The organism is Sphingobacterium sp. PCS056 (assembly GCF_023273895.1).
Lineage (GTDB): Bacteria > Bacteroidota > Bacteroidia > Sphingobacteriales > Sphingobacteriaceae > Sphingobacterium.
The window spans coordinates 535,240-557,287 of record NZ_CP096883.1 but is presented as its reverse complement, the minus strand read 5'-3'; the positions used below and the strand labels follow the sequence as shown (position 1 = coordinate 557,287).

The following is a 22,048-nucleotide window of genomic DNA, read 5'->3' as shown; positions in this document are numbered from 1 at the left end:
TTCTATTGCTTAATGTGAAGAAACTGCCTTCAAACCTACAATAGATGCGATAAGAGTGAAAATGAAGAATATGCGCCAGAAATCTGCAGGTTCTTTAAAGAAAAAAATACCGATCAAAACCGTACCTACGGCGCCAATTCCTGTCCATACCGCATAAGCGGTACCCAATGGCAAGGTTTGAGTTGCCTTGATCAATAAACCCATACTTAAAAATAAAGAAACGACAAATCCAAAGTACCACAAATACATGGCAGAGCCTTCACTTTGTTTCGCTTTTCCTAAGCAAGTCGTAAATCCAATTTCGAATAGTCCGCCCAATACTAATAATATCCAATTCATAACCTTATTTTTTTGCAAAGATGGCTACAATTCATGAAATTATTTTTTACCTATGTTAAAAAATTAGCGAATGCTGGCACGAATACGACTTAATGTAACTTGAGAAATCCCTAAATAGGAAGCGATATAACCTAATTTGATGCGGTTGATATAAGTCGGGTATTTGGATAGGAGATCCATATATCTACTTTGCGCAGTATTGAAAAGTTTGGACATCGCTCTCTGTTCGATTTTGATGAATTCATATTCGGCGATTTTTCTTCCCAGATTAGCGATTCGAATATTCTCTTCATACAACTTAAATAACGCTGTAGAATTTATTTTGAATAAAGTTGCATCTTCCACTATAGCGATATTCTCATAGCCGGGTTCATTCCTTGCGTAGGTGTTGATGGACATGAGCATGCATCCAGCATCATTAAAATCTAATGTTATCTCTCTATTGGGTACTTCATAGTACACACGGGCTAATCCAGATGAGAGGATGTAGATATCATGTTGTAGTTTGTCTTGTTCGATGATAATCGTATTGCGTGGGATATTTACCTCGGTGGTAATTGCTTCAATAGCAAGGATATCCTCTTCCTCCAGTGGATAATAATTCAATAAACAATCGCGTAAACTTTTTTTTAATCCGTCCATTTTTCAAGTAGGAGTTCGTGACCATTCCAGATCGCATATGTATGCTCATTCATCCATTCGCCCAGATTTACAATACGGCTTCCTTCAGAAAGTTTGCGGTCATAAGATAAATGACGGTGACCAAAGATATAAAAATCATGATGTTCTTTAGCTTCCAGTTCCTTCGCGTAACCAATCAACCATTCCTTATCTTCACCTAAAAATTGTTCATCTTCGTGATTAGCGAGTCGGCTGTGCTTTGACCAACGGGAAGCGATACCAATACCTAAATTGGGATGTAAACGGGCAAAAAGCCATTGACAGATGCTGCTGCGGAAAAATTTTTTTAAGATTTTATACTTATAGTCACCTGCTCCTAGACCGTCGCCATGATGAATATAGAATGATTTATGATCTCGTGTTATCAGGAGTTCGTCATCAATGATGGTCGCTTGTAGCTCTTCCTTAAAATAATCGAACATCCACATATCATGATTACCTTTAAAAATGGTCAATTTGACTCCTAGATCAACCAATTCGGCCAGTTTGCCAAGAAAACGTATATACCCTTTTGGAACGACGGTCTTGTATTCAAACCAAAAATCAAAAATATCGCCCACCAGATAAAGTTCTGATGCATCTGCTTTAATATGGTCGAGCCAGGATATGATCAGACGTTCTCTTTCTTTGGATTTACTTTGAGGATAAGAACCCAAATGAAAATCCGAAGCGAAATAGATATTTTTTGCTGTTGACATGTGGTCAAAACTACCTAAATCACTTCGGATTTCAAACTTAGATCTGTCTGTTTATTTACAATTGACGTGACAGGGTCTGTGAAAACACGTGCATTCGTTTTAGTTTTTTTACTCGATACCTCATAAGGCTATAGGTGCGATCCATCTATCCTGACTATGCAGACGTCGTTTGTTGTGGAAGTACCGAATTGAAACTCTTCTTTTTACGAGTTGTTTTTAAGTTTTTTAATCAAGGTAGCTAAATATGTTTTTGCTTCAGAATCGAGAGCAGCAATGGAACGGTCTAATTTTGAGGGTGCTAATCTTTTAATCGCATACAAGGAAGCACTGATGACGGCATAAGACTGTTCTTTTAACCCCTTCTCAATTATAGGTAGATTTTTTTGATCACCACTATTTCCTAAAGCAAATATTGCTGAGGCACGAACTTTTGTTTTAACATCTTGCTGAGCCATGGCTATAATTTTTGATTCCACCATTTTCTTGATGATAGGGTCAGATAAATCCAATCCTTGAATAGCAATTGCTCGAAGCTCCTCCTCTTGATCATCTAATGCAGCCACTAAAAGTTGAGTCGTTTCCTTGTTTTTATTGTACAGGGCATAACTAACAGCTTGATTGCGGTTAGAGTAGCTAGGTGCATATTTATATTGATAGCTATAATCAGTTTGTGTTTTATTGTCCCGAACTTCTCCTACTAAGATCTTTGCAGGGTCAAAATCTATAAAATTTGGTTTCTGAGCAAAGGGAAAGCTAAATTCCTGACTACGTTGATTAATCACTATAGCCTTGGTCTCTTTACCATTTGTGGTATAAAAATCAATATTTAAAGGTAAACTGAAGGTTTGTACCGTACTATCTTGTACCTGTTTAATTACTATTTTTTGCATTCCTTGTTCATAGGTATATTGAATATCAAGGATGGGGTGCCCACCTTGATAATACCACTGATTGAAATAGGGGCTCCAATCTTTTCCTGTGATTTCCTCCATAGCTAGCCTGAGCTGATGGGTTTCACCGGTTTTATGTGCATTGTCTGTCAGATATTTTTGTAACGATTGGTAAAAAGCAGCATCACCCATTTGATTTTTTAATGCATATAAAATTACAGAACCCTTGGAATAGGATACATTATCAAACATATCTTCTTTATCATGATAATAAAAACGCGCCAGTGTTTGACTTTTACCATTTTTAGTAGATCTTAAATAGCTTTGCAGTTTTTCAAAACGAGATTTATCTTCTTTATCCTGTCCGCCATCATGACCATGCCAGATGACTTCACCAAAGGTTGCAAAGGATTCATTCATCGTTAAATTGGACCAGGACTCAGCTGTCACAAGATCACCAAACCATTGATGAAAGAGTTCATGTGCAATGGTTCCTTCCTCATTATCATCCAATAGTTCGCGGGAAGTCTTTTGCACAGGTTCACCATGCAATGTTGCGGTTGTATTTTCCATCGCTCCAGATACATAGTCCCGAGCGACTACTTGTGCATATTTATTCCATGGGTATTCTACACCTAAAACTTGGCTGTAGTAGGCCATCATCGCTGGTGTTTTTCCAAATATTTCTTTAGCATATGGAGCATACGTTGGCTCCAAATAATAGTCTACAGGAATCGATTTGTAATGATCGTGCGTGATTTTAAAATCACCAACAGCCATCATAAACAAGTATGGAGCATGAGCTTGTGTCATTTTCCACGTATCTGTTCGTGTTCCATCCGCATGCTTCTGTTGGTTTGTTAATGCACCATTGGATAATGTGGTATATTGATCTTGGACAGTAATCGAAATATCCGATGTCGTTTTTTGAGCCGGCTTATCTATTGTAGGAAACCATGCGGATGAAGCTTCTGTTTCTCCTTGTGTCCATATCTGGATCGGTTTATTTGGATCTTTTCCATCTGGATTGATAAAGTAAAGACCTTTGGCATCACTAATGGCGGCACTTCCTTTTGCTTTTAGTTCATCCGGTTTAGCTACATATGATATGTAGATCGTGTATTGATCTGTGGATTGAAATGTTTTTCCCAGATTGATCAGCATCGACTCACCATCATAGTTATATTTTAAGGCTGTTTTTTGCTGATCATGTAGTAAAGAAACTTCTTTAATATCCATTCCTTTTGCATCCAAGCGGAGAGAGTCTGTGGGATAAAAGTGCGGTTTTAGTGTTACCCATTCTTGTCCATAGAGGTAACGCTTGGCATAGTCAAACTTTACATCTAGTTTGGTGTGAATCAGATCATTTATTTTTGTTTCTGTCACTCGGTACTGCTGGATGGGTAACGCTGCATGACTTTGTGCATATGTTGTCGTGACTTGGATGCTAGCCCATACGCTCAGCGTAAAAAATAATTTATGTATCATTCGGTATTTCGTTTTTGCTTCCGTAAAATCGGGTATTTTTTGCAATAAACGAATTTAGATTGTAAAAATCTTGAACAATCTAATTCTTTTTTAATCAGGCTAAACATCTGATTAATTTATTAAATTTGTTTATAACCTCATTTCAAAAAATATGAATAAAAAACTGAGTTTAATTTTAACAGTAATCGCTATGTCGTCCGCACATGTAGGAAATGCCCAAGAATTGAAATATCCAGAAACAAAGAAGGGTCAAGTAGTGGATCAGTATTTTGGAGAATCAGTTCCAGATCCCTACCGTTGGTTAGAAGATGATTTAGCGAGTGACACCAAATCTTGGGTTGTTGCACAGAATAAATTGACCTATGATTATTTAGCTCAGATTCCGTATCGTGATCAGTTGAAAAAACAATTGACAGATATCTGGAATTACGAAAAAGTGGGAACACCATTTGTAGAGGGGGATTATACCTATTTCTATAAAAATGATGGTTTACAGCAGCATGCTGTCTTATATAGAAAATCGAATAAAGGTGGACAAGAAGAAGTGTTCTTAAATCCGAATACATTTTCTAAAGATGGGTCAACATCTTTATCAGATGTGAGCTTTTCAAAAGATGGAAGCTTGATGGCCTATTCGATCTCGGAAGGTGGTTCGGATTGGAGAAAAGTCATCATCTTGAATACCGCAGATAAAAAACAGATCGGGGAGACTTTGATCGATATTAAATTTTCAGGTATCGCTTGGAAAGGAAATACCGGTTTCTATTATTCTAGTTACGATAAACCGAAAGGCTCAGAATTATCTGAAAAAACAGATCAGCATAAGGTTTACTTCCATCAACTGGGAACGGCACAGTCTACTGACAAAATGATTTTTGGAGGTACTGCAGTTCCTCGCCGTTATATTGACGCTTATCTCACGGACGACGAGAAATTTTTGATTATTTCTGCTGCCAATACGACTACAGGCAATGAGCTGTATGTACAGGACCTGTCTAAGCCAGGTAGTAAAATTGTGAATATTTTAAGTGGTTTTGCGAGCAGTACCAATATCATCGATAATGATGGTGACACCTTTTATGTACAGACAAATTTAAATGCACCTAACAATAAATTGGTGAAAATGAATATTCGTCAACCTGAATCTAAAAATTGGGTTGATGTGATTCCGGAGACTGAGCATGTATTGAATGTGTCGACCGGAGGTGGATATTTATTTGCCAATTACCTGAAAGATGCTATTTCTGTTATTGAACAATATGACTACACAGGTAAAAAGATTCGTGAGATTCGATTACCTGGTGTTGGTAGTGCCGGAGGATTTTCAGGCAAGAAAAAAGAGAAAACGATTTATTACGGTTTTTCTAACTATATCACCCCAACTACAAGCTTCAAATTTAATGTCGACAATGGACAATCTGAGGTTTACATTAAGCCAAAAGTAAAGTTTAATTCAGATGAATTTGAATCGAAACAAGTGTTCTATACGTCAAAAGATGGCACGAAGATACCGATGATCATCACTTATAAAAAAGGTCTGAAACTGGATGGTAAAAATCCAACTATCGTCTATGGTTACGGCGGGTTTAATATCAGTTTGAGTCCTGCGTTTAGTGTGTCTACAGCCAACTGGATTCAAAATGGTGGTGTCTATGCTGTTGCTAATTTACGTGGTGGTGGTGAATATGGACAAAAATGGCATGATGGTGGCCGCCAGTTCAACAAGTTAAATGTATTCAATGATTTCATTGCAGCAGCTCAATATCTGCAAAGTAATGGTTATACATCACCAGATTATACCGCTTTATCTGGCGGATCAAATGGCGGATTGCTTGTCGGTGCTACGATAACACTCAATCCTACGATTGCAAAAGTAGCCTTACCGGCAGTAGGGGTATTGGATATGCTTCGTTACCATACTTTTACTGCAGGTGCAGGATGGGGATATGATTACGGGACTGCTCAGGATAGTAAAGAGATGTTTGATTACCTAAAAGGTTATTCGCCTGTCCACAATGTGAGAGATGGGGTTTGTTATCCTGCTACAATGGTTACTACGGGAGACCATGATGACCGTGTAGTACCTGCTCATTCTTATAAATTTGTCTCCGAACTACAGGCAAAACAAAAATGTGACCGTCCTGTGTTGATTCGGATTGAAACCAAGGCTGGACATGGTGCAGGACGTTCCACAGAGGTGGTGATTAATGAAACTGCCGATAAATATGCATTTACCCTGTGGAATATGGGTATCAAAACACTAAAATAAATATCATATCAAAGTAAATCCACTCCCAACAAGAGTGGATTTTTTATGAAAAGCTTTATTTTTACTTAAAATAGAAGAGCATGAGTACAAAAGCATATGCAGCCTTTTCAGAGGCTGAAGATTTAAAACCACATCAAATCCAACGTCGCGATCTGCAGGATAAAGATGTTTTTATTGATATTGAATATTGTGGTGTTTGCCATAGTGATATTCACACAGCAAGGGCAGAATGGGGACAACCACATTACCCAGTGGTTCCAGGACACGAGATCATAGGTCGTGTATTGGAGGTTGGTCCAAAGGTAACCAAGTATAAGGTCGGCGATCTTGTTGGTGTTGGCTGTATGGTCGAGTCTTGTAAGCATTGTCATCCATGTGATGAAGGATTGGAGCAGTACTGCGAAAGTGGTATGATCGGTACCTATAATAGCTCTAAATCCAAATATGGTGGTATTACTTATGGTGGATATTCGGAGAACATTGTGGTGGAAGAAGATTTCGTCTTGCGTATTCCGACAAATATTGATGTACAAGCAGCTGCACCTCTCTTATGTGCAGGTATAACAACATGGTCACCTTTACGCCATTGGAATGTGAAAAAAGGAGATAAAGTTGGGGTTATTGGTCTTGGAGGATTGGGACACATGGGCGTTAAATTTGCTAAAGCGATAGGAGCTCATGTTGTGATGATCACGACATCACCTGAAAAAGGAGAAGATGCAAAAAAACTAGGCGCTGATGAGGTTTTGATTTCTAAAGATACAGAACAGCTAAAAGCACATACCAATAGCTTTGACTTCTTATTAAATACCATTCCGGTTGGACATGATGTCAATCCTTATTTGAATTTATTGAAATTGGATAAAACGATGTGTATTGTCGGAGCGGTTGAACCTCTTCCTGCTGTACATGGTGGTTTATTGATCGGCAAGCGTAGAAACTTAGCGGGATCATTGATCGGTGGTATTCAAGAGACACAAGAGATGTTAGACTTCTGCGGTGAACACGGAATTGTTTCGGATGTAGAAGTGATTAATATCCAAGATATCAATACAGCATACGAACGTATGATCAAGTCTGATGTGAAATATCGATTCGTAATCGATATGAAATCTTTAAAAAATAGTTAGCCCTTATCGGCTAGTCATAAAAAAGGGTTGAAAACGCATCGTTTTCAACCCTTTTTTATGATTATTGACCATTCTCTACTATTATAATTCCCAAGTAGGAAGATCACTCTTCATTTTCGATAGCGTATCCGAGTAATTCTCTTGTTCGTCATCATTAGCAAGTGATAATGCTTGTTCTTGCCACTTGATCGCATTCGTTTTATCGCCTTTTTTATATAATAAATTGGCATAAGTATCTAAATAGGCACTTCTGGCATCTTGCTCAACAGCTTTTTTACTCCATTTTAGAGCTGCATCCAGACATGCTGCATCGTTACTATTTTCAAATACCTCCCAAGCAAAGCTGTTTAATTGATTAGAGCTTAAATCTTCAGATGTCAAGTAGCTGTCGATGATATCTCTTAGCGATGTCCAATTGCGGGACTGTACATAATACTGCGCTTTCATCAGTTTGAAAATAGGTTCAAAATTGATGTTGCTATATTTTTCATTGATCTCGCTTTTTAAGGCTTCCCAATTAGGCTCGTTGTTAAAATCGATTTTAGTGCCTAAAACTTCATTGATCGCAACGGAGGCAACAACACGGTTTGCTTCACCATATTTGCCCAATAGCGAATCTATTTTTTCAGGGTTATTTCGGAGTAATTCAAAAGCTTTAGATTGTGTTGTACGTGTATTAGCGATTAAATAAGATGCACACTCTTTAGTTAGATCTTGGGATTTTGTTTGCGAAATGATCACATCCTCTGCTTTTATGGCAGTGCTTTCATCGTAAGCTGTATTTGCAGCTTTAATCATGCGATGTGCTAAAGATAGATCAGTTGGATTATTTTCAAAATCTTTTAATAAGGCATAATATTGAGTTTCTGGATGTAGAGCGTCTTTAGTACGTTCAATAAATTCATCAGCTTCTCCGCCACCGACCATACGGTGGACAAGTTCTCCCTGTGGATTGAAAATCAGAAAAGTGGGATACGCCGCTATTTTATAATCTTTAGCAAAGCGCTCAGCTTCTTCATACCAGCTTTTGACCTCTTCGTTGTCCGTATCTGTTTTATCCATTTGAATTTTAGTGCTGACGAATTTTGTATTGAAAAAATCGCCAACTTTTTTTTGAGGGAATACAGTCGATGACATGTACTTGCAAGGTCCACACCAAGTGGTAAATATATCAACGAAAATATACTTATTCTCTTTCTTTGCCTTTTCTTTAATTTGGTTCCAATTCAGTCCCCGCTCGAATGTTATCCCTTTCTCTTGCCCGATCGCGATGAAAGGTAAAATTAGGAGGAATAATAATATCTTTTTCATAACCAATTCGTAGATAGTGTCATTAATTAATTTGTAATTCTACTAAAGTTATGTAATAAAATTGTAAAAAAAATGGGTTACAGAAATTTATTTCTGTAACCCATTTTTATAATCCTTGTTTATGTAGGATTAGATCTTCATTTTAGACTTTAAATCTTTTTGAATACCGTCTTTATGAACCAAAAGTGATGTTGTTTTGTAACGAACAAATTCTTTTGTTACATATAAATAACCTTTATAGTCATTTGTAACACCCCAAGAGTTTTTAACGATGTAGTATTCTTTACCTGTTTGATCTTTAGCCAATCCAACGATGTGCATACCATGATCATCTGTTGTTTGGTAGTTGTCAAAAGCTTTTTGTCTTTCTTCTGCTGTAATTTTTGCTTCAGGTTTAGGACCAACAAACATTTCTTGTTGTTCCTGTGGTGTCATTTGCTCGAATGGTTTTGCAGGTACGTATGCTACTCCATTTTTCCAGCTGAAGCTTTTCTCAGAAACATCCGTTGCCCAAGCTACTGTATATCCATTATTCAAGGCATTGTCAATGATATCAGTCAAATCATTGATCTGAACATTGTAAAAACTATCAAAAGACCAGTTATCTGGAATCAATAATACAAATTTGCTGTAGTAAGGTTGATCAGTAACAGATGCAATACCCACATATTCATCAGGTTTAATTCCAATCACTTGATCAGCGAATGTACGAGGGGTGTAGCTTTTACCTTTGTATTGGAAGCTTTTAGGTACCTCACCTAAATATGAATCCATTGCAGCAGTATATGCTTTTTCCCAGTTTGGCGTTAATGTTTTGCTCTTTACAAAAGTAGCTAACATCGCATCCAACATGTTGGTCATCTCGCCAAAATTATTTTTATCAGATCCATAGTGTAAACCTGTGTACTCCGTTTGTGGCAAAGCACCGTAGTGGCGGAATGCATTTAAAACATCATGAAATTGACCACCTTCACCTAAAGACAATCCACCGTGTAAGCGAACGTAATTTTTGGCTTTGCCTAAGTAGGTATTACGAGCAGAGAAAATTTGTGAAATCTCAACGGGTTCTTTTCCCATTCTGATCATTTCTGACTCTAAAAATGAGTTACCAGAGTAAGACCAACATGTACCAGAAGAACCTTGATTTTTAACAGAAGTATTTTTTAAATTAATGACCTCAGTAAAAGTAAATCCAGCTTTACTGTTATCATTTTGATTTGTTTTTAGGGCATTAATTAAATTGTCCTGAGCCTGTACTACTTGTAAAGAAGCTGCAAATAAGGATGCCGCTAATACGAGTGATTTATTCCAATTCATTTTTAAAAAGTTAATGATTTTATAATGCTAAATTAAAAATAAATTCAGTTATCAGTGTGCCAATCGTTGAAAATGATTGTAATAAAATTGTGTTGAACGAACAACGGGGCTTTTAAAGCCCCGTTGTTTTTTAGTTTTCTATTTTGAGATCCTGTTTCTTCGGAAACATTAAGGATGCAACGACGCTAATCACTAGAATGCTGACGATGATAATCAACGAATGGGACGTTGAAAATCCGATTTGTACCAGCCAGTGGTGAAGCAACATTTTTAAACCGATAAATATTAATAAAAATGCTAATCCCACCTTTAAGTAATGGAACTTGTGGATGATATTGACCAATAAGAAGAACATGGAGCGTAAACCTAATACCGCAAAGATATTAGAGAAAAACACGACATAAGCATCTTTTGTCACGGAGAAGATGGCAGGAATTGAATCTACCGCGAAGATTAAATCTGTAAATTCGATCACCAGTAAAACCAAGAATAAAGGAGTCATGTATTTGACGCCGTTTTCAACATGGAAGAAGTGTCCTCCGTCAAGTTTTGGTGTTACTTTAAAATATTTAGAGGCAAATTTTACGACAGGGTGGTTTTGTGGATCTACTTCATCTTCTTGATTTCTATTTAAGAACATTTTAACACCCGTTATCAATAAAAATCCACCGAATATATAAAGAATCCATCCAAATTTTGTAATCAAGGCAGCTCCAAGGAAAATGAAGATAAAGCGCATGAGCACAGCTCCAATAACTCCCCATACCAATACTTTATGGTAGTAACGCTCTGGAATACCGAAAGAAGAAAATAAGAGTACCATCACGAAGATATTATCAACAGATAGGGCATATTCGACCACATAGCCTGTGATAAATTCTAAGGCAAGGTTATTATTATATAATGCGATGCTCCCCTCTAGATCGCCAGGAATGATTTTAACATCATGCAGATGGGCTTTGATGACTTGTTGTAGGTGATCTAGATCATGGATATTGTGCAATTCGTGGCCATAGTGCCGTAATACCCAGTAAAAGCCTAACGCTAAAAGTACCCATATGATACTCATGATAGCAGCACTTTTTAGGGATACAGTTTTGTCTCCTTTTGAAAACACACCTAAATCGATAGCTAACATTAAAATAATGAAGATTAAAAATCCTCCAAAAAACATGATCTCGTGACTCATTTTCTATTTTTTTCTTTCAGTTGTAAATTTGACAAGCTCTAGCAATCCTGTTTTATATTCATTATCAGGAAATTCATCTAATATTTTAAAAGCATCTTTTTGGTAAGCTAACATTTTTTCAGTTGCATACTCCAACCCGCCACTTTGTCTAACGAATGCAATGACTTCTGCTACTTTTTTGTTGTCTTCACTATGGTTTTTAACCAAATTGATGATTCTTCTTTTCTCCGACTTATCGGATTGGCTTAAGGCATATATCAAAGGCAAGGTCATTTTCTTTTCTTTGATATCATTACCAAGTGGTTTGCCGACATCATCTATTCCAAAATCAAACAAATCATCTTTTATCTGAAAGGCGATGCCGATTTTTTCACCAAAAGCATGCAGTTTTTTCACTGTTAGCTCGTTGGCACCGGATGAAGAGGCGCCACATGCACAGCAAGAGGCAATCAATGAGGCGGTCTTTTTACGGATCACTTCAAAATAAATCGACTCTTCAATGTCTAGTTTGCGCGCTTTTTCAATCTGTAATAACTCGCCTTCACTCATTTGTTCCACAGCTTCAGAAACAATTTTCAGTAAATCATATTCCTGGTGTTTCACTGAAAGCAGCAATCCTTTGGAAAGTAAAAAATCACCAACCAAAACAGAGACTTTATTTTTCCAAAGTGCGTTTACCGAAAAGAAGCCCCTACGCTCATTGGCATTGTCCACGACATCATCGTGTACCAAAGAAGCTGTATGTAGCAATTCGACTAACGAAGCACCACGATAGGTTGAGTCTTTTATACCATTACATAGACCCGCCGAAAAGAAAACAAACATGGGACGCATCTGTTTTCCTTTGGTTTTAACAATATATCCTGTGATACGATCTAACAGAGGAATGGAACTTTTCATTGAAGCTTTAAATTCAGTTTCAAAAGTTGCCAATTCCTTGAGGATGGGACGTTGTATTTCTTTTAATTTCAGCATGAAAGATGGTTAAAAACCACTATTATCTCCTTAAATGTCTATAAATATAAGCAATAGATTATAATGAATCTACGGCATTCTCTAATTTTTGGTACCATTCGTCACCATACTCTCGGATCAAGGGATCTTTAAGGAACTTGTACACAGGGACCTGTAGCTCTTTGCCAAATGTACAAGCATCTTTGCAAATATGCCATCGGTCATAGTGAAGCACATCAAATTCTGGGTAGTTTGTCGTACGGATAGGGTAGAGGTGACATGAAATTGGTTTTTTCCAATTGATATCTCCTAGCTCATAGGCTTTTTCGATCGCACATTTTGTGATTCCGTTTTCCCAGGTTACATACGCACACTCTTTATTGCCATCTACACAGGGCGTCGTTAGATCACCATCCATATCGACTACATGTGTCCCTTGCTCTTCTATTGCTTCTATGCCTTTAGCTGTCATGTAAGGTTTTACTTTTGGATAGATCTCCTCTAGTATAGCCAGCTCATTTTGTTTCAATGGAGCGCCGGAATCCCCTTCTATACAGCAAATGCCTTTGCATTTGGAAAGATTGCATACGAAATCATTGTTAATCAAATCTTCGTGCACTAATACATTTCCTACTTCTATCATGATATTATTTATTTTGAATAACTCGCCCTTTGGCCAAGTTTATGTTTCAAGCCATCGGCTTGTATAAGTTCTAATGTTACAGAACCGATCAAAATGTCTACATTAGCTTTCACCGGAATACGGTTGCCATCATTGGTTACCCAAAGATAGAGCTTACTGTTTTTCTTGAAAATTCTGCCTGGCTTTATCTCCGGACTGAATTTAAGACATTCTAAAGATCCTAAATCTGTTTTTATGGTTTCTACACCAATATAAGTAATCCCTAACGTCGCAATCTCGTCATTTAGGAAATAGGTTAATTTAAACGACTCTCCAGGTTTGACTGATGAAAGATCTAAGTTTCTTGCAAAATAGTACGCTGATAATAAATCAAAAGTTTGTGAAACTGTACTTTTAAAATTGCCCTTATTTCCGCTTACTGATCTGCTTTTTTGATCAAATGTTACCTTATCATTACGCCTGTAGCCACCTTCTCTGATATTTTCGGTATAGTAATAAGGAAGGTAAGATTTACCATCAATATATGAATTGTATTCGTTTTTTACAGTATAGAGAGCAAAAGCCCCTGCAGTTTTTCCCGTCGCATACAATCTGAATGCAGAGGCACCGTTTCCATTTTTAGTATCGGTGACCGTTAATAAACCTGTGGCTGCAGATAAAAATCCGTATTTCAACTTATATTGCAATTTTTCACCGCCTTTAAATGCAGATTCTTTTAAATGAGGGAGTTCTTGAGCAAATATCTGACCGCAGAAACTGAGTATTAAGAGTGTTAACGAGACTAGCTTTTTCATATACGTAAGAATACAAAAATATTTTGAAATTACGAATACCGCTATTTACGTTTAAACACGGGAACGGTAGAACATGGTTCCCCATACATGATACTTTTAGCTACTTTGGCCAAGCTCGTCGAGAATTGTACAAAGGCAGATTCAGGAATTTTGATATCGCCGCAACCTTTCACGACCACCCGCTGGTCTGTATATGCTGCCATATCGATTTCAGCAATAGCTTTGGCATAGAGAATGCGTTCTAGCTCTGCAAGATCTCCAAATACAACAGTTGCTGCAAATGGCTCTAATTTGGTTGCCAATAGCATATAGGCCCAAGTTTGAACGATCGCATCAGATGAACATGTAATCGCCACATGTTTGCCTGTATAGGCTGACCAGTCATGGTTTTTGATAAAGTCTCTAAAGTCCTTCTCTTTTAAGATCAAGCCATGAAAAAGATTATCCTTGATATCGTACTCCACAAGTTCACCTGTCGGTTTGAATTTAGCCAGATCTACAGTGATGATACCACTTTGAGCAACTTTATTTACAATGTCAGTTTGAATATCCATATCAAATAATAAAAAAGCCGGACGATATACTCGTCCGGCTACAAAGTTAATTAAAAATATTCTAAAAGAATTTCACGCGATTGTCAGTGATTTCTGATTTATCTTGAAGCGCTTTGAAAATAGAAGCCCATGAACGTTGAATTTTTGAAGCTAATATTTGTTTTTTTCTGTGCATTTAAGTCAGGAATAGCTGCAGGATTAACAAAACCATTTACTTGAACAGCATACACCCCTTGTGCTCCTTCAATTGCTTTAGAAGGTTTATTCGGCTGTAAACCAAATACGGTACCCACTACTTTATTTTCCAAAGATACACCAGGGATTACAGGATTTGCCAAAACGATATTCTCAACTGCTACTGGAGTTTTACCTAATTTTTGACCTACTTGATCAAGCGAAGCGGCACCACTTAATGCAGCATTCATTTTCTCTGTCAATAATTTTGCTTTAACAGCATTCTTAACAGCAGGCTCAATATCTTTTTTCACAGCTGTCAACGGTAAAACACCTTTAGGTTGAACATCCACAAGATGTGCTAAGATATAAGATTGTTCTGTTTCGAAAACGCGATCCGAGATCTCTCCTTTTTTAGCGTCGAAAGCCCATTTGATCAATTCTCTAGGAGCTTCATTGCCATCCAATGTATTATCCATGGCTAATACACGAGAAGCTGTTGCTGCTTTTAAACCTAATTTTTGAGCTTCTTGAGCGAAGTTCTGTGCTGTAGCAACGGTTAAGAAGGCATTCGCTTTGCTATGTGCATTGCTTAATGTCTCTTTACCACTAATGATTGCTTTATCTACGATGGCAGCTTTAACATATTTTGCAGAACCAATTTGATTTTCGATTTTGATGATATGGACACCATATTGTGATTCCACTACTTTGATATCACCCGTTTTTCCATTGAAAACTGCATTATCAAAAACAGGGACCATACGACCACGTGCAAAAGTTCCTAATTCTCCACCATTAATTTTACTACCCTCGTCAGTACTAAATTGAACAGCTAGTGAAGCGAAGCTCTCCCCTTTAGCCAACAAACCTTTGATCGAGTCAGCTTTTGCTAATGCTTTCTGAACACCACCTTCTGCAGTTGCATTTAATAGGATGTGGCTCGCTTTTACTGAATCAGGACCTACGGTTGTTTGAGTTACTTTTGCAATTTCAAATAAACCATTAGACTCATAAGGACCTACTATTGTTCCAGCAGGAACATTGAAAAGCACAGAGTCTAAAGCAGGACTTAATTGACCTTTCTTAACAAAAGTATATGGGTATTTATTGTCGGAGTTGATAGAAGCAAATAAGGAATCGTTAGTAGAAGTCGCTAATTCTGTTTTTAGCTTGTTGATTGTCTCTTTTGCAAAGTTGATGTCTTTAGCTGTTGGACGAGCATCTACAACAACGTATTCTACAGTGCGCGTTTCTTCTTGATTTTTAAATGAGTTTTTATGCTCATCGTAATACGCTTGGTAATCGGCATCTGTGATTTTGATTTCACTATCTTTAACCGATGCATAATCCAATAATACGTATTTGAAATTTGCTAATTTGTTACGTTGTTGGTATTCATCGTTAGCCTCTAACGAAGTAACATACACACTATTATTTAATAAACTTGTGTATTTGTTGTTCAAACGTTCTTCTTTAACAGCAGCTAATAACATTTCCCATTGTTGAGCAGCTTGAGCATTGCCTGAGCTGTTCACTTGTGAGATGAATGTGACAAGCTGGTTACGATTAAATTGACCTGTTTGTGGATCTGTAAAAGCTTGAACGATTTGATTCGAAGGATTTTGACCTGTTACCAAATCATTTAATTCATTTTTACCAACCTCTAAACCGATTTTTTCGATTTCACCTTTTAGGATTTCTTTTTGCAACAATTGATTCCATACCTGTTGTACAGCGTATGATTTCATTTGAGGAGTCAAGTTTCCACCCATTTGTTGTTTAAACATTTCTGCTGTTTGATCAACTTGTTGGTTGAATTCTTGTACATCGATTTTCTCTCCGTTTATTTCTCCTACGCGATTTTGGTTTTTAGCCCAAAACGGAGTTCCAGATTTGACAACATCTCCTAATAAAAATGCTAGAATTGCCACAGCCATAGCTCCTGTTAATATGAAACCAGCTCGGTTGCGCAAAAAGCTCATTAATCCCATAGTCTGTTTATTGTGTTTATTATTGTTTAAATACTTGTTAATACCATTATTTAGGAAATAGTATGCCTAAATGCGGTGCAAGATACAATTTTTATAAAAAAAAGAGTAATAATTTCTGATTAAGCGAAACTTATTTCATTCAAATTTGTTTTGAACGGTTTCTACTGACCAAATGAGGGAAACATACTATTGTCTTTTACGATCATCACTCCGGTCGAATTTTGAATATTTATTTTCTTAAAATCCTTATCTGAAGTGAATGAAGAGCCTTGTAGATTTCCTCTATTGTCTTTGAAATAGGCTGTTATAGGCATATGATTATAAAAGGATTCATGAGCTTCGTCGTATACGATTTCATCCGTTTTGATAATTGATCCATCAGCCATGGTTACCACAACATTCTTTTTAAAAGTTGTGGTCTTTGCAGCTTCGTGCTGAATGGCATAATCCGAGGTGATCCGTTGCGTCTCGCGTACATCCTTATCGTAGAATATGATTTTTATTCCCTGCGGGAACTCATAGACCTGTGTACTATCGTGTTTGATACGCATTTCGGGGGCACTCATTTCTGCTTTTACGACAGAAGAATCGCTGTAGATCACATTGACATGACGAGAAATATCCACGGCCTCTTCTTTTTTAAGATTGGCAATGCGGTCCACTTCCTTAAGATCGGGTTCACATGCCGTAAAGAATATTGCCCCTACTGCAAGAAGGAGCAGTAGAGGCAATGTATCATGCTTTTTTGAGGCAATTGTATGCGTTGCCATAACGATATCTTGATTAATCAATTGAATTCTTTCTAAACCAACGGTCATTCAAGGTAAAACCAACATTTAAGTTTACGTATCTTTCTCTGATCAAGCTGTTGTTGATAGTACCCATCTGTCCCAATTCTGCCGAGATATTAATTTTAGAAAAAGCCCCTGAATATGGGTTTCTTGCTAAAGGAAGGCCGACACCAAAGGTGATCGCCATATCATTGATATCCTGTTTATTGATATAATATTGTGTTTTATTATAACGGAAACCGATACGATAATCCATCAAGTTGGTATATTTAAATGAAGTTGGATCGGGTGTGATCTGCCCACCAATAGCAAAACCATAGTTTGTTTTTAGGTTTGCTTCACCGGTTCTGACTTGAAACTTAGACCAATCCGCATATTTAAATTCAGCACCAACTAACCAACGGTTCGTTTTTGCAAATGTAATCCCGACGTTGTGTTTCAAAGGAAGGTTTAAATCCCTTCTGACACGATCTGTGCTATAGATAGTATCTAATGCAATATTGGAATCTTCGCTATTTGCCGAAGGAGCTATACGAGTGGTATAAGATGTCGTACGGTCATGGATGGCATTGTTAAGTGATCCGGAGTAACCGATCGTCAAAGAGTACTCTTTTTTAATGGTTGCATAATACTGTGCACCGTAGTCAAAACTCATACCTTGAATCTCACGTTTATCTTGCAGCTGTACATTTAGCGCACCATAATTGTACGGGAATTCTGTTCGGCTAAAATCATTTAATGTTCCGAATAAATAAGAAATATTGGCACCCACGCTCAAGTTTTTCGTCACATTAACACCATATCCGAAATATGCTTTTGTAAGACCACCTTCTCCTGTGAATACTTTTCTATAATTGATGGAGTCTAATTTTTGTACGCTGTTCGAGTTGTATCCCAGATCAGAATAAGGTAAAAGACCCATACTAATACCACCCGCTTTTTTCATTGGAAAAGTCATGGTGATATGACTGAAAGCAAAATCTGCGGTATTATCAGTCTTGTTGCTACTGCTCAATTGCGTAAAGTTGCCATATAATCCGGCATCGAAAGTACTGAACTGAGCTGCAGAGTAAGAAGCTGGATTGCTTGGATTGGTATTGTAAACTGATCCAAAATAACGAATCGCAGTTGATAAACCACCCATAGCACGTTGCTGTGGAAGTAGATCTTCACGCATTTGGCCAAAGCCAAACTGTGAATAGGGAGATGCAGACGTCGACTTCTGCGCAAATGCTGCTGACGAGCTGTATAATAAGCCTAAAGTCAATAACACTTGAGGTACTTTATTTGTAATGGAGCTTAAAAAGCGTTTCTGCATGATTATAGATTAAAGTTGCGAAACTTATATTTTATTTAAATGATATTAATTTTTTGTGTTCAAAGATTCTAAATATATGCGAAAAGACCGTAATAATGGGTCAAAAATCGAATCCAATTTATAATTTATGATGATCTTCTCAGCATACAAAACTATTTAATTTTTGCGACCTTGTAGAGTTGATTTTGTTAAAAAAGGTTAAACTACTGATTCCTAAAATTTTAGAAAAACTGAAAATACAAGATTGTTAAAATAATGATCGCATATACACTCTCAAAAACCCACTTCTTCTTCGCATGTGTGAAATAGTAAGCCATATAAATCGCTAAAGGTGGAGCACATAATAGAAAATGCGTTTCTGTTATTTGCTTGTTCCAATAGAATGAACCTAAGGCTAGTATTAACATAAAAAATAAGAGCTGAAATGATTTACGAATATGGACAACACTCTTGAAAAAATTATCTTTTAGAATGAATAGAAAAAGAATCAGGTTGAATAGAATGGGAATCAACACAAAATAATCATGGATTTCCATTTGAACGGTTGTCGGAAATGTCTTGGTCAAGGGGAGCCAGATGCTATAAAAGTCCTGTATTCTTCCTAACCACAGATAAATCACCGCAAGAATAAAATAAATGGTAGCAAAACCTAATAAAGGTGAGACCCACTCTCGCCAATTGAACGGTCTGAATATGATCAGACTGATCCACAGCAAGAGAAACATAATAATGAATGGGAAATAAATTAAGCTTCCGATTGCTAAGATCATACCCAGATCAAACATGAGTGCTTTAATATCTTGTTGGCGGTATAAGCTCAATAATTTGCTTAGCATCCACACGGAAATGAAATTACAGATTAGCGTAGGGGATATGACCAGGAAAGGTAAAAATAAACTGGCCAGAGTCAAGTACATAAGAGCCACCAAAAAACTAGGTTTACCCAACAAGTTGAAATGGCCGATGATACGATTGAGTATGGTCGCCTGAATAATTGTCAAACCTAATGTGACCAGCACATTCATTTGAGGAGATAGGGTATTGATCCCATCTTTCCCTAATAAATTGCCCAAAGCGGGTTCAAATAGAATAGGAGTAAGTTTTTCAGGTAGGTGAATGAATACGCCAAAGCATAAGAAAAACCCGATAAGGATAAGAAGAACAATATTAATGGGTGTGTATTTCCTAAATTGACTGATAATCATGTATACCCTTTTTCATTTATTACCTACAATATTACTATTTTAATTTCGAATTGGTATTGTAATAACCAACAATGCCATCATATTTTTCCTATGATAGCATTGCTTAAAAAATCTTAAATGGCAATTATTTCTGATCTTGTTTCTTCTCCAATTTTGTTATTTTTCTATCCAAGATAAACAAATAACTAGCCACTCCTAAAAATAGAACGAGCATAACCAAAACAACCACATATATTTTACCTGAACTTCTTAGCCCAGTAGCCATATCAATATCGCTTTGCGCAAATATATTCAATGTTGACATTAAAACTAAAGCGATTGACAGTGATAACTTTTTCATATCCAGTGTAATAAATTTTAAAAAACTAATTAATTTCATTTTGTTTGCTCTCGATGAGGCGCATGCGGTAGCGTAAGGAAAGCATCCATGCGCCGATCAAAATCCAACCAATAACAGCTGTGTAAAATATCGGGCGCAACTGGTTGTTCATATCCAAAGTCCCAAAAGTTGAATTACCACCACTTCCCGGATGTAAAGAATCTGTTAATTTGGGTAAGATATAGAGCAAAACGATCATAATCGGGAAAGAGAAAATATTATAAACAGCAGATATTTTTGCTCTTTTTTGTTCCTCTTCAAGGGCATTTCTTAATACCAAATAGGCCAAATACATCAAGGTGGCAATAGCAGATCCGTTGAGTTTCGGATCATTGGGCCATGGATCTCCCCATGTTATATTAGCCCAGAGCATGCCGGTAGCCAAACCCATAAAACAAAAGGTAATACCCGTATTGACGGCTTCTACAGCCATGAAATCATACTCTTGCTTACCCGTATTCAGGTATTTGATGCTGTAGATGACGGAGATGAAATATAGGACAAGCATAGCGGTCCACATCGGGACGTGGAAAAATACATTTCGGATGCTTTCATGAAGAATAGGTAAGACAGGTACAGGAGCAAGTAGACCTGCGATTATGACTAATGAAATTAAGACTACTGCCAAAATTTTCCACCAACTTTTTCTCATTATAATGAATATTTAAAAACTGTAATTGAGCAATTAATCCCGCCAAAGGTAAGGAAATAACAATAAAGAAACAGTTATTGTGATGATATTAATTGCAATTAAAACGACGATTTCATTTATACTTTGTGCCCGATCTAGTCCTTGCATGGCATTTTGTGACAGCTTAATCAATACAATTAATAAAGGGATGATCACGGGAAAACTTAAGATGGCCATCAGTGTACTATTGTTGCCCGCTTTTGACGTTATGCCAGATACCATCGTGAATACCGAAGCAAAACTAATGCTGCCGAGGATAACCGTAAAAAAATACAAGGAAGGATCTCCTAAAGGATTTCGGAAAATAATGGAATACGTTACAAATGCTATTATAGCTAAAAACGCCATTAAGCACATGTTGTAGAAAATCTTAGAAAGAATGATTGCTCTGGGGTTTACGATGGAATAATAATAGAGCTGGCGTTGTTGGCTTTCTTGGATAAAGCTTTTATTTATTGCATTGACAGATGCAAATAACATGATGATCCAAAAGAGTGCATTCCATATGGTAGCATCTACAGATTTGAATGCTTGGTAGCAAACAAATACTGTAGATATTACATATAGTAAAATGCTATTGATGGCATATTTAGACCGCCATTCTAAAATAGCATCTTTATAGACTAAAGTTTTTACCTGTTGTAGTAAATTCATACAGCACAAAGATACAAATGAATTGTAATATGCTGAGTGAATAGTGCAACGGGGAAGTAAATTTAAAAAGTATTATGCTTTATCAACTTTGCTTTTTGCTGCATCAACAGCATCATCAACGTGATCAGCTAATTTATGCGCCGCTCCATTGGTATTGTTCAACGCTTCTTTGCCTGCTTCTTTAGCTTTATATTTTAAAGCATCAAATTCATCAGAAGCTTTATCTTTTAATGATCCCAAACCTTCTGTAGCTTTGTTTTTTAAAGCATGTAATTCTTCAGAAGCCTGATTTGCTAATTTACGTGCTCTCTTTGCTTCTCTCTTTGATACGTCTTTTAAAGAACGAGTTAGATCTTTAATACCGTCATTAGCACGACTTAATTGTTTTTTACCGTCATCAGTACCTAATAAATACCATGCTGCAGCACCTGCTGCTAAACCTACTAACGCAAATGCTACTAATCCATTTTTATTTTTCATATCGCTCATATTTTATATTCTCTAATGTAGTTCATTCAACTATGATACCAAATAAACAGCTGAGTAAGAGAAAAGTTTTGAGAGTGATACTTAATTAACAAATTT

The 22,048-nt window shown here is 36.9% G+C and carries 21 protein-coding genes; 2 read left to right on the top strand and 19 right to left on the bottom strand.

Annotation, left to right across the window (positions count from 1 at the left end; translation table 11 throughout):
• Positions 1-9: 9 nt before the first annotated feature.
• From MUB18_RS02280 to MUB18_RS02265, 4 genes are all read right to left on the bottom strand, one after another.
• Entirely contained in the window at positions 10-339 is a 330-nt protein-coding gene (locus MUB18_RS02280; protein WP_045755767.1) for a DMT family transporter, read from the bottom strand.
• A 63-nt stretch (positions 340-402) separates the two neighbouring features.
• Positions 403-981, bottom strand: a complete 579-nt coding sequence (locus MUB18_RS02275; protein ID WP_045755766.1) for a Crp/Fnr family transcriptional regulator — start codon at positions 979-981, stop codon at positions 403-405.
• The gene (locus MUB18_RS02270; protein WP_248754858.1) at positions 969-1,718 is read right to left on the bottom strand and encodes a UDP-2,3-diacylglucosamine diphosphatase; all 750 of its coding nucleotides are present in this window, start codon (positions 1,716-1,718) and stop codon (positions 969-971) included. Before MUB18_RS02270 ends, MUB18_RS02275 begins: the two co-directional genes overlap by 13 nt.
• A gap of 203 nt (positions 1,719-1,921) precedes the next feature.
• Entirely contained in the window at positions 1,922-4,096 is a 2,175-nt protein-coding gene (locus tag MUB18_RS02265; protein WP_248754857.1) for a M1 family metallopeptidase, read from the bottom strand.
• A gap of 151 nt (positions 4,097-4,247) precedes the next feature.
• Here MUB18_RS02265 and MUB18_RS02260 point away from each other — a divergent pair, with 151 nt between their 5' ends.
• Both MUB18_RS02260 and MUB18_RS02255 read left to right on the top strand, forming a co-directional pair.
• Positions 4,248-6,365: a prolyl oligopeptidase family serine peptidase gene (locus MUB18_RS02260; RefSeq protein ID WP_248754856.1), complete on the top strand. Its 2,118-nt coding sequence runs from the start codon at positions 4,248-4,250 to the stop codon at positions 6,363-6,365.
• An 80-nt stretch (positions 6,366-6,445) separates the two neighbouring features.
• On the top strand, positions 6,446-7,495 hold the full coding sequence (locus MUB18_RS02255) for an NAD(P)-dependent alcohol dehydrogenase (RefSeq protein ID WP_248754855.1): 1,050 nt from the start codon (positions 6,446-6,448) through the stop codon (positions 7,493-7,495).
• A gap of 81 nt (positions 7,496-7,576) precedes the next feature.
• On the opposite strand, the gene MUB18_RS02250 is transcribed toward MUB18_RS02255, so the two are convergent.
• From MUB18_RS02250 to MUB18_RS02180, 15 genes are all read right to left on the bottom strand, one after another.
• Positions 7,577-8,806, bottom strand: coding sequence for a thioredoxin family protein (locus MUB18_RS02250; RefSeq protein ID WP_045755762.1), 1,230 nt, complete (start codon positions 8,804-8,806; stop codon positions 7,577-7,579).
• A 129-nt stretch (positions 8,807-8,935) separates the two neighbouring features.
• Complete coding sequence (locus MUB18_RS02245) at positions 8,936-10,123, bottom strand: aminopeptidase C (RefSeq protein ID WP_045755761.1); 1,188 nt, start codon at positions 10,121-10,123, stop codon at positions 8,936-8,938.
• Between the two features lie 130 nt (positions 10,124-10,253).
• Entirely contained in the window at positions 10,254-11,312 is a 1,059-nt protein-coding gene (locus MUB18_RS02240) for a TerC/Alx family metal homeostasis membrane protein (RefSeq protein WP_045755760.1), read from the bottom strand.
• A 3-nt stretch (positions 11,313-11,315) separates the two neighbouring features.
• Complete coding sequence (locus MUB18_RS02235) at positions 11,316-12,287, bottom strand: polyprenyl synthetase family protein (RefSeq protein ID WP_094771731.1); 972 nt, start codon at positions 12,285-12,287, stop codon at positions 11,316-11,318.
• A 58-nt stretch (positions 12,288-12,345) separates the two neighbouring features.
• A complete protein-coding gene (locus MUB18_RS02230; RefSeq protein ID WP_045755782.1) occupies positions 12,346-12,909 on the bottom strand; it encodes a DUF3109 family protein in 564 nt (187 codons plus the stop codon).
• Between the two features lie 8 nt (positions 12,910-12,917).
• Entirely contained in the window at positions 12,918-13,703 is a 786-nt protein-coding gene (locus tag MUB18_RS02225; protein WP_045755781.1) for a DUF3108 domain-containing protein, read from the bottom strand.
• 41 nt (positions 13,704-13,744) lie between these two features.
• Entirely contained in the window at positions 13,745-14,257 is a 513-nt protein-coding gene (locus MUB18_RS02220) for a DUF2480 family protein (protein ID WP_045755780.1), read from the bottom strand.
• Between the two features lie 98 nt (positions 14,258-14,355).
• Positions 14,356-16,425 carry a SurA N-terminal domain-containing protein gene (locus MUB18_RS02215; protein WP_248754854.1) on the bottom strand — a complete coding sequence of 690 codons (2,070 nt, stop codon included), beginning with the start codon at positions 16,423-16,425 and terminating at the stop codon, positions 14,356-14,358.
• A 161-nt stretch (positions 16,426-16,586) separates the two neighbouring features.
• A complete protein-coding gene (gene lptC / locus MUB18_RS02210) occupies positions 16,587-17,195 on the bottom strand; it encodes an LPS export ABC transporter periplasmic protein LptC (protein ID WP_045755887.1) in 609 nt (202 codons plus the stop codon).
• Between the two features lie 13 nt (positions 17,196-17,208).
• Positions 17,209-18,534 carry a hypothetical protein gene (locus MUB18_RS02205; protein WP_248754853.1) on the bottom strand — a complete coding sequence of 442 codons (1,326 nt, stop codon included), beginning with the start codon at positions 18,532-18,534 and terminating at the stop codon, positions 17,209-17,211.
• Positions 18,535-18,755: 221 nt separating this feature from the next.
• Complete coding sequence (locus MUB18_RS02200) at positions 18,756-19,739, bottom strand: DUF6427 family protein (protein WP_248754852.1); 984 nt, start codon at positions 19,737-19,739, stop codon at positions 18,756-18,758.
• A 124-nt stretch (positions 19,740-19,863) separates the two neighbouring features.
• Positions 19,864-20,079 carry a CcmD family protein gene (locus MUB18_RS02195; protein ID WP_045755886.1) on the bottom strand — a complete coding sequence of 72 codons (216 nt, stop codon included), beginning with the start codon at positions 20,077-20,079 and terminating at the stop codon, positions 19,864-19,866.
• Positions 20,080-20,104: 25 nt separating this feature from the next.
• Positions 20,105-20,770 (bottom strand): cytochrome c biogenesis protein CcsA, encoded by a 666-nt coding sequence (gene ccsA / locus MUB18_RS02190; protein ID WP_045755776.1) that lies wholly within the window; start codon positions 20,768-20,770, stop codon positions 20,105-20,107.
• A gap of 33 nt (positions 20,771-20,803) precedes the next feature.
• Positions 20,804-21,463, bottom strand: a complete 660-nt coding sequence (locus tag MUB18_RS02185) for a heme exporter protein CcmB (protein ID WP_045755775.1) — start codon at positions 21,461-21,463, stop codon at positions 20,804-20,806.
• Between the two features lie 72 nt (positions 21,464-21,535).
• Complete coding sequence (locus tag MUB18_RS02180) at positions 21,536-21,943, bottom strand: hypothetical protein (protein WP_045755885.1); 408 nt, start codon at positions 21,941-21,943, stop codon at positions 21,536-21,538.
• Positions 21,944-22,048 lie beyond the last annotated feature (105 nt).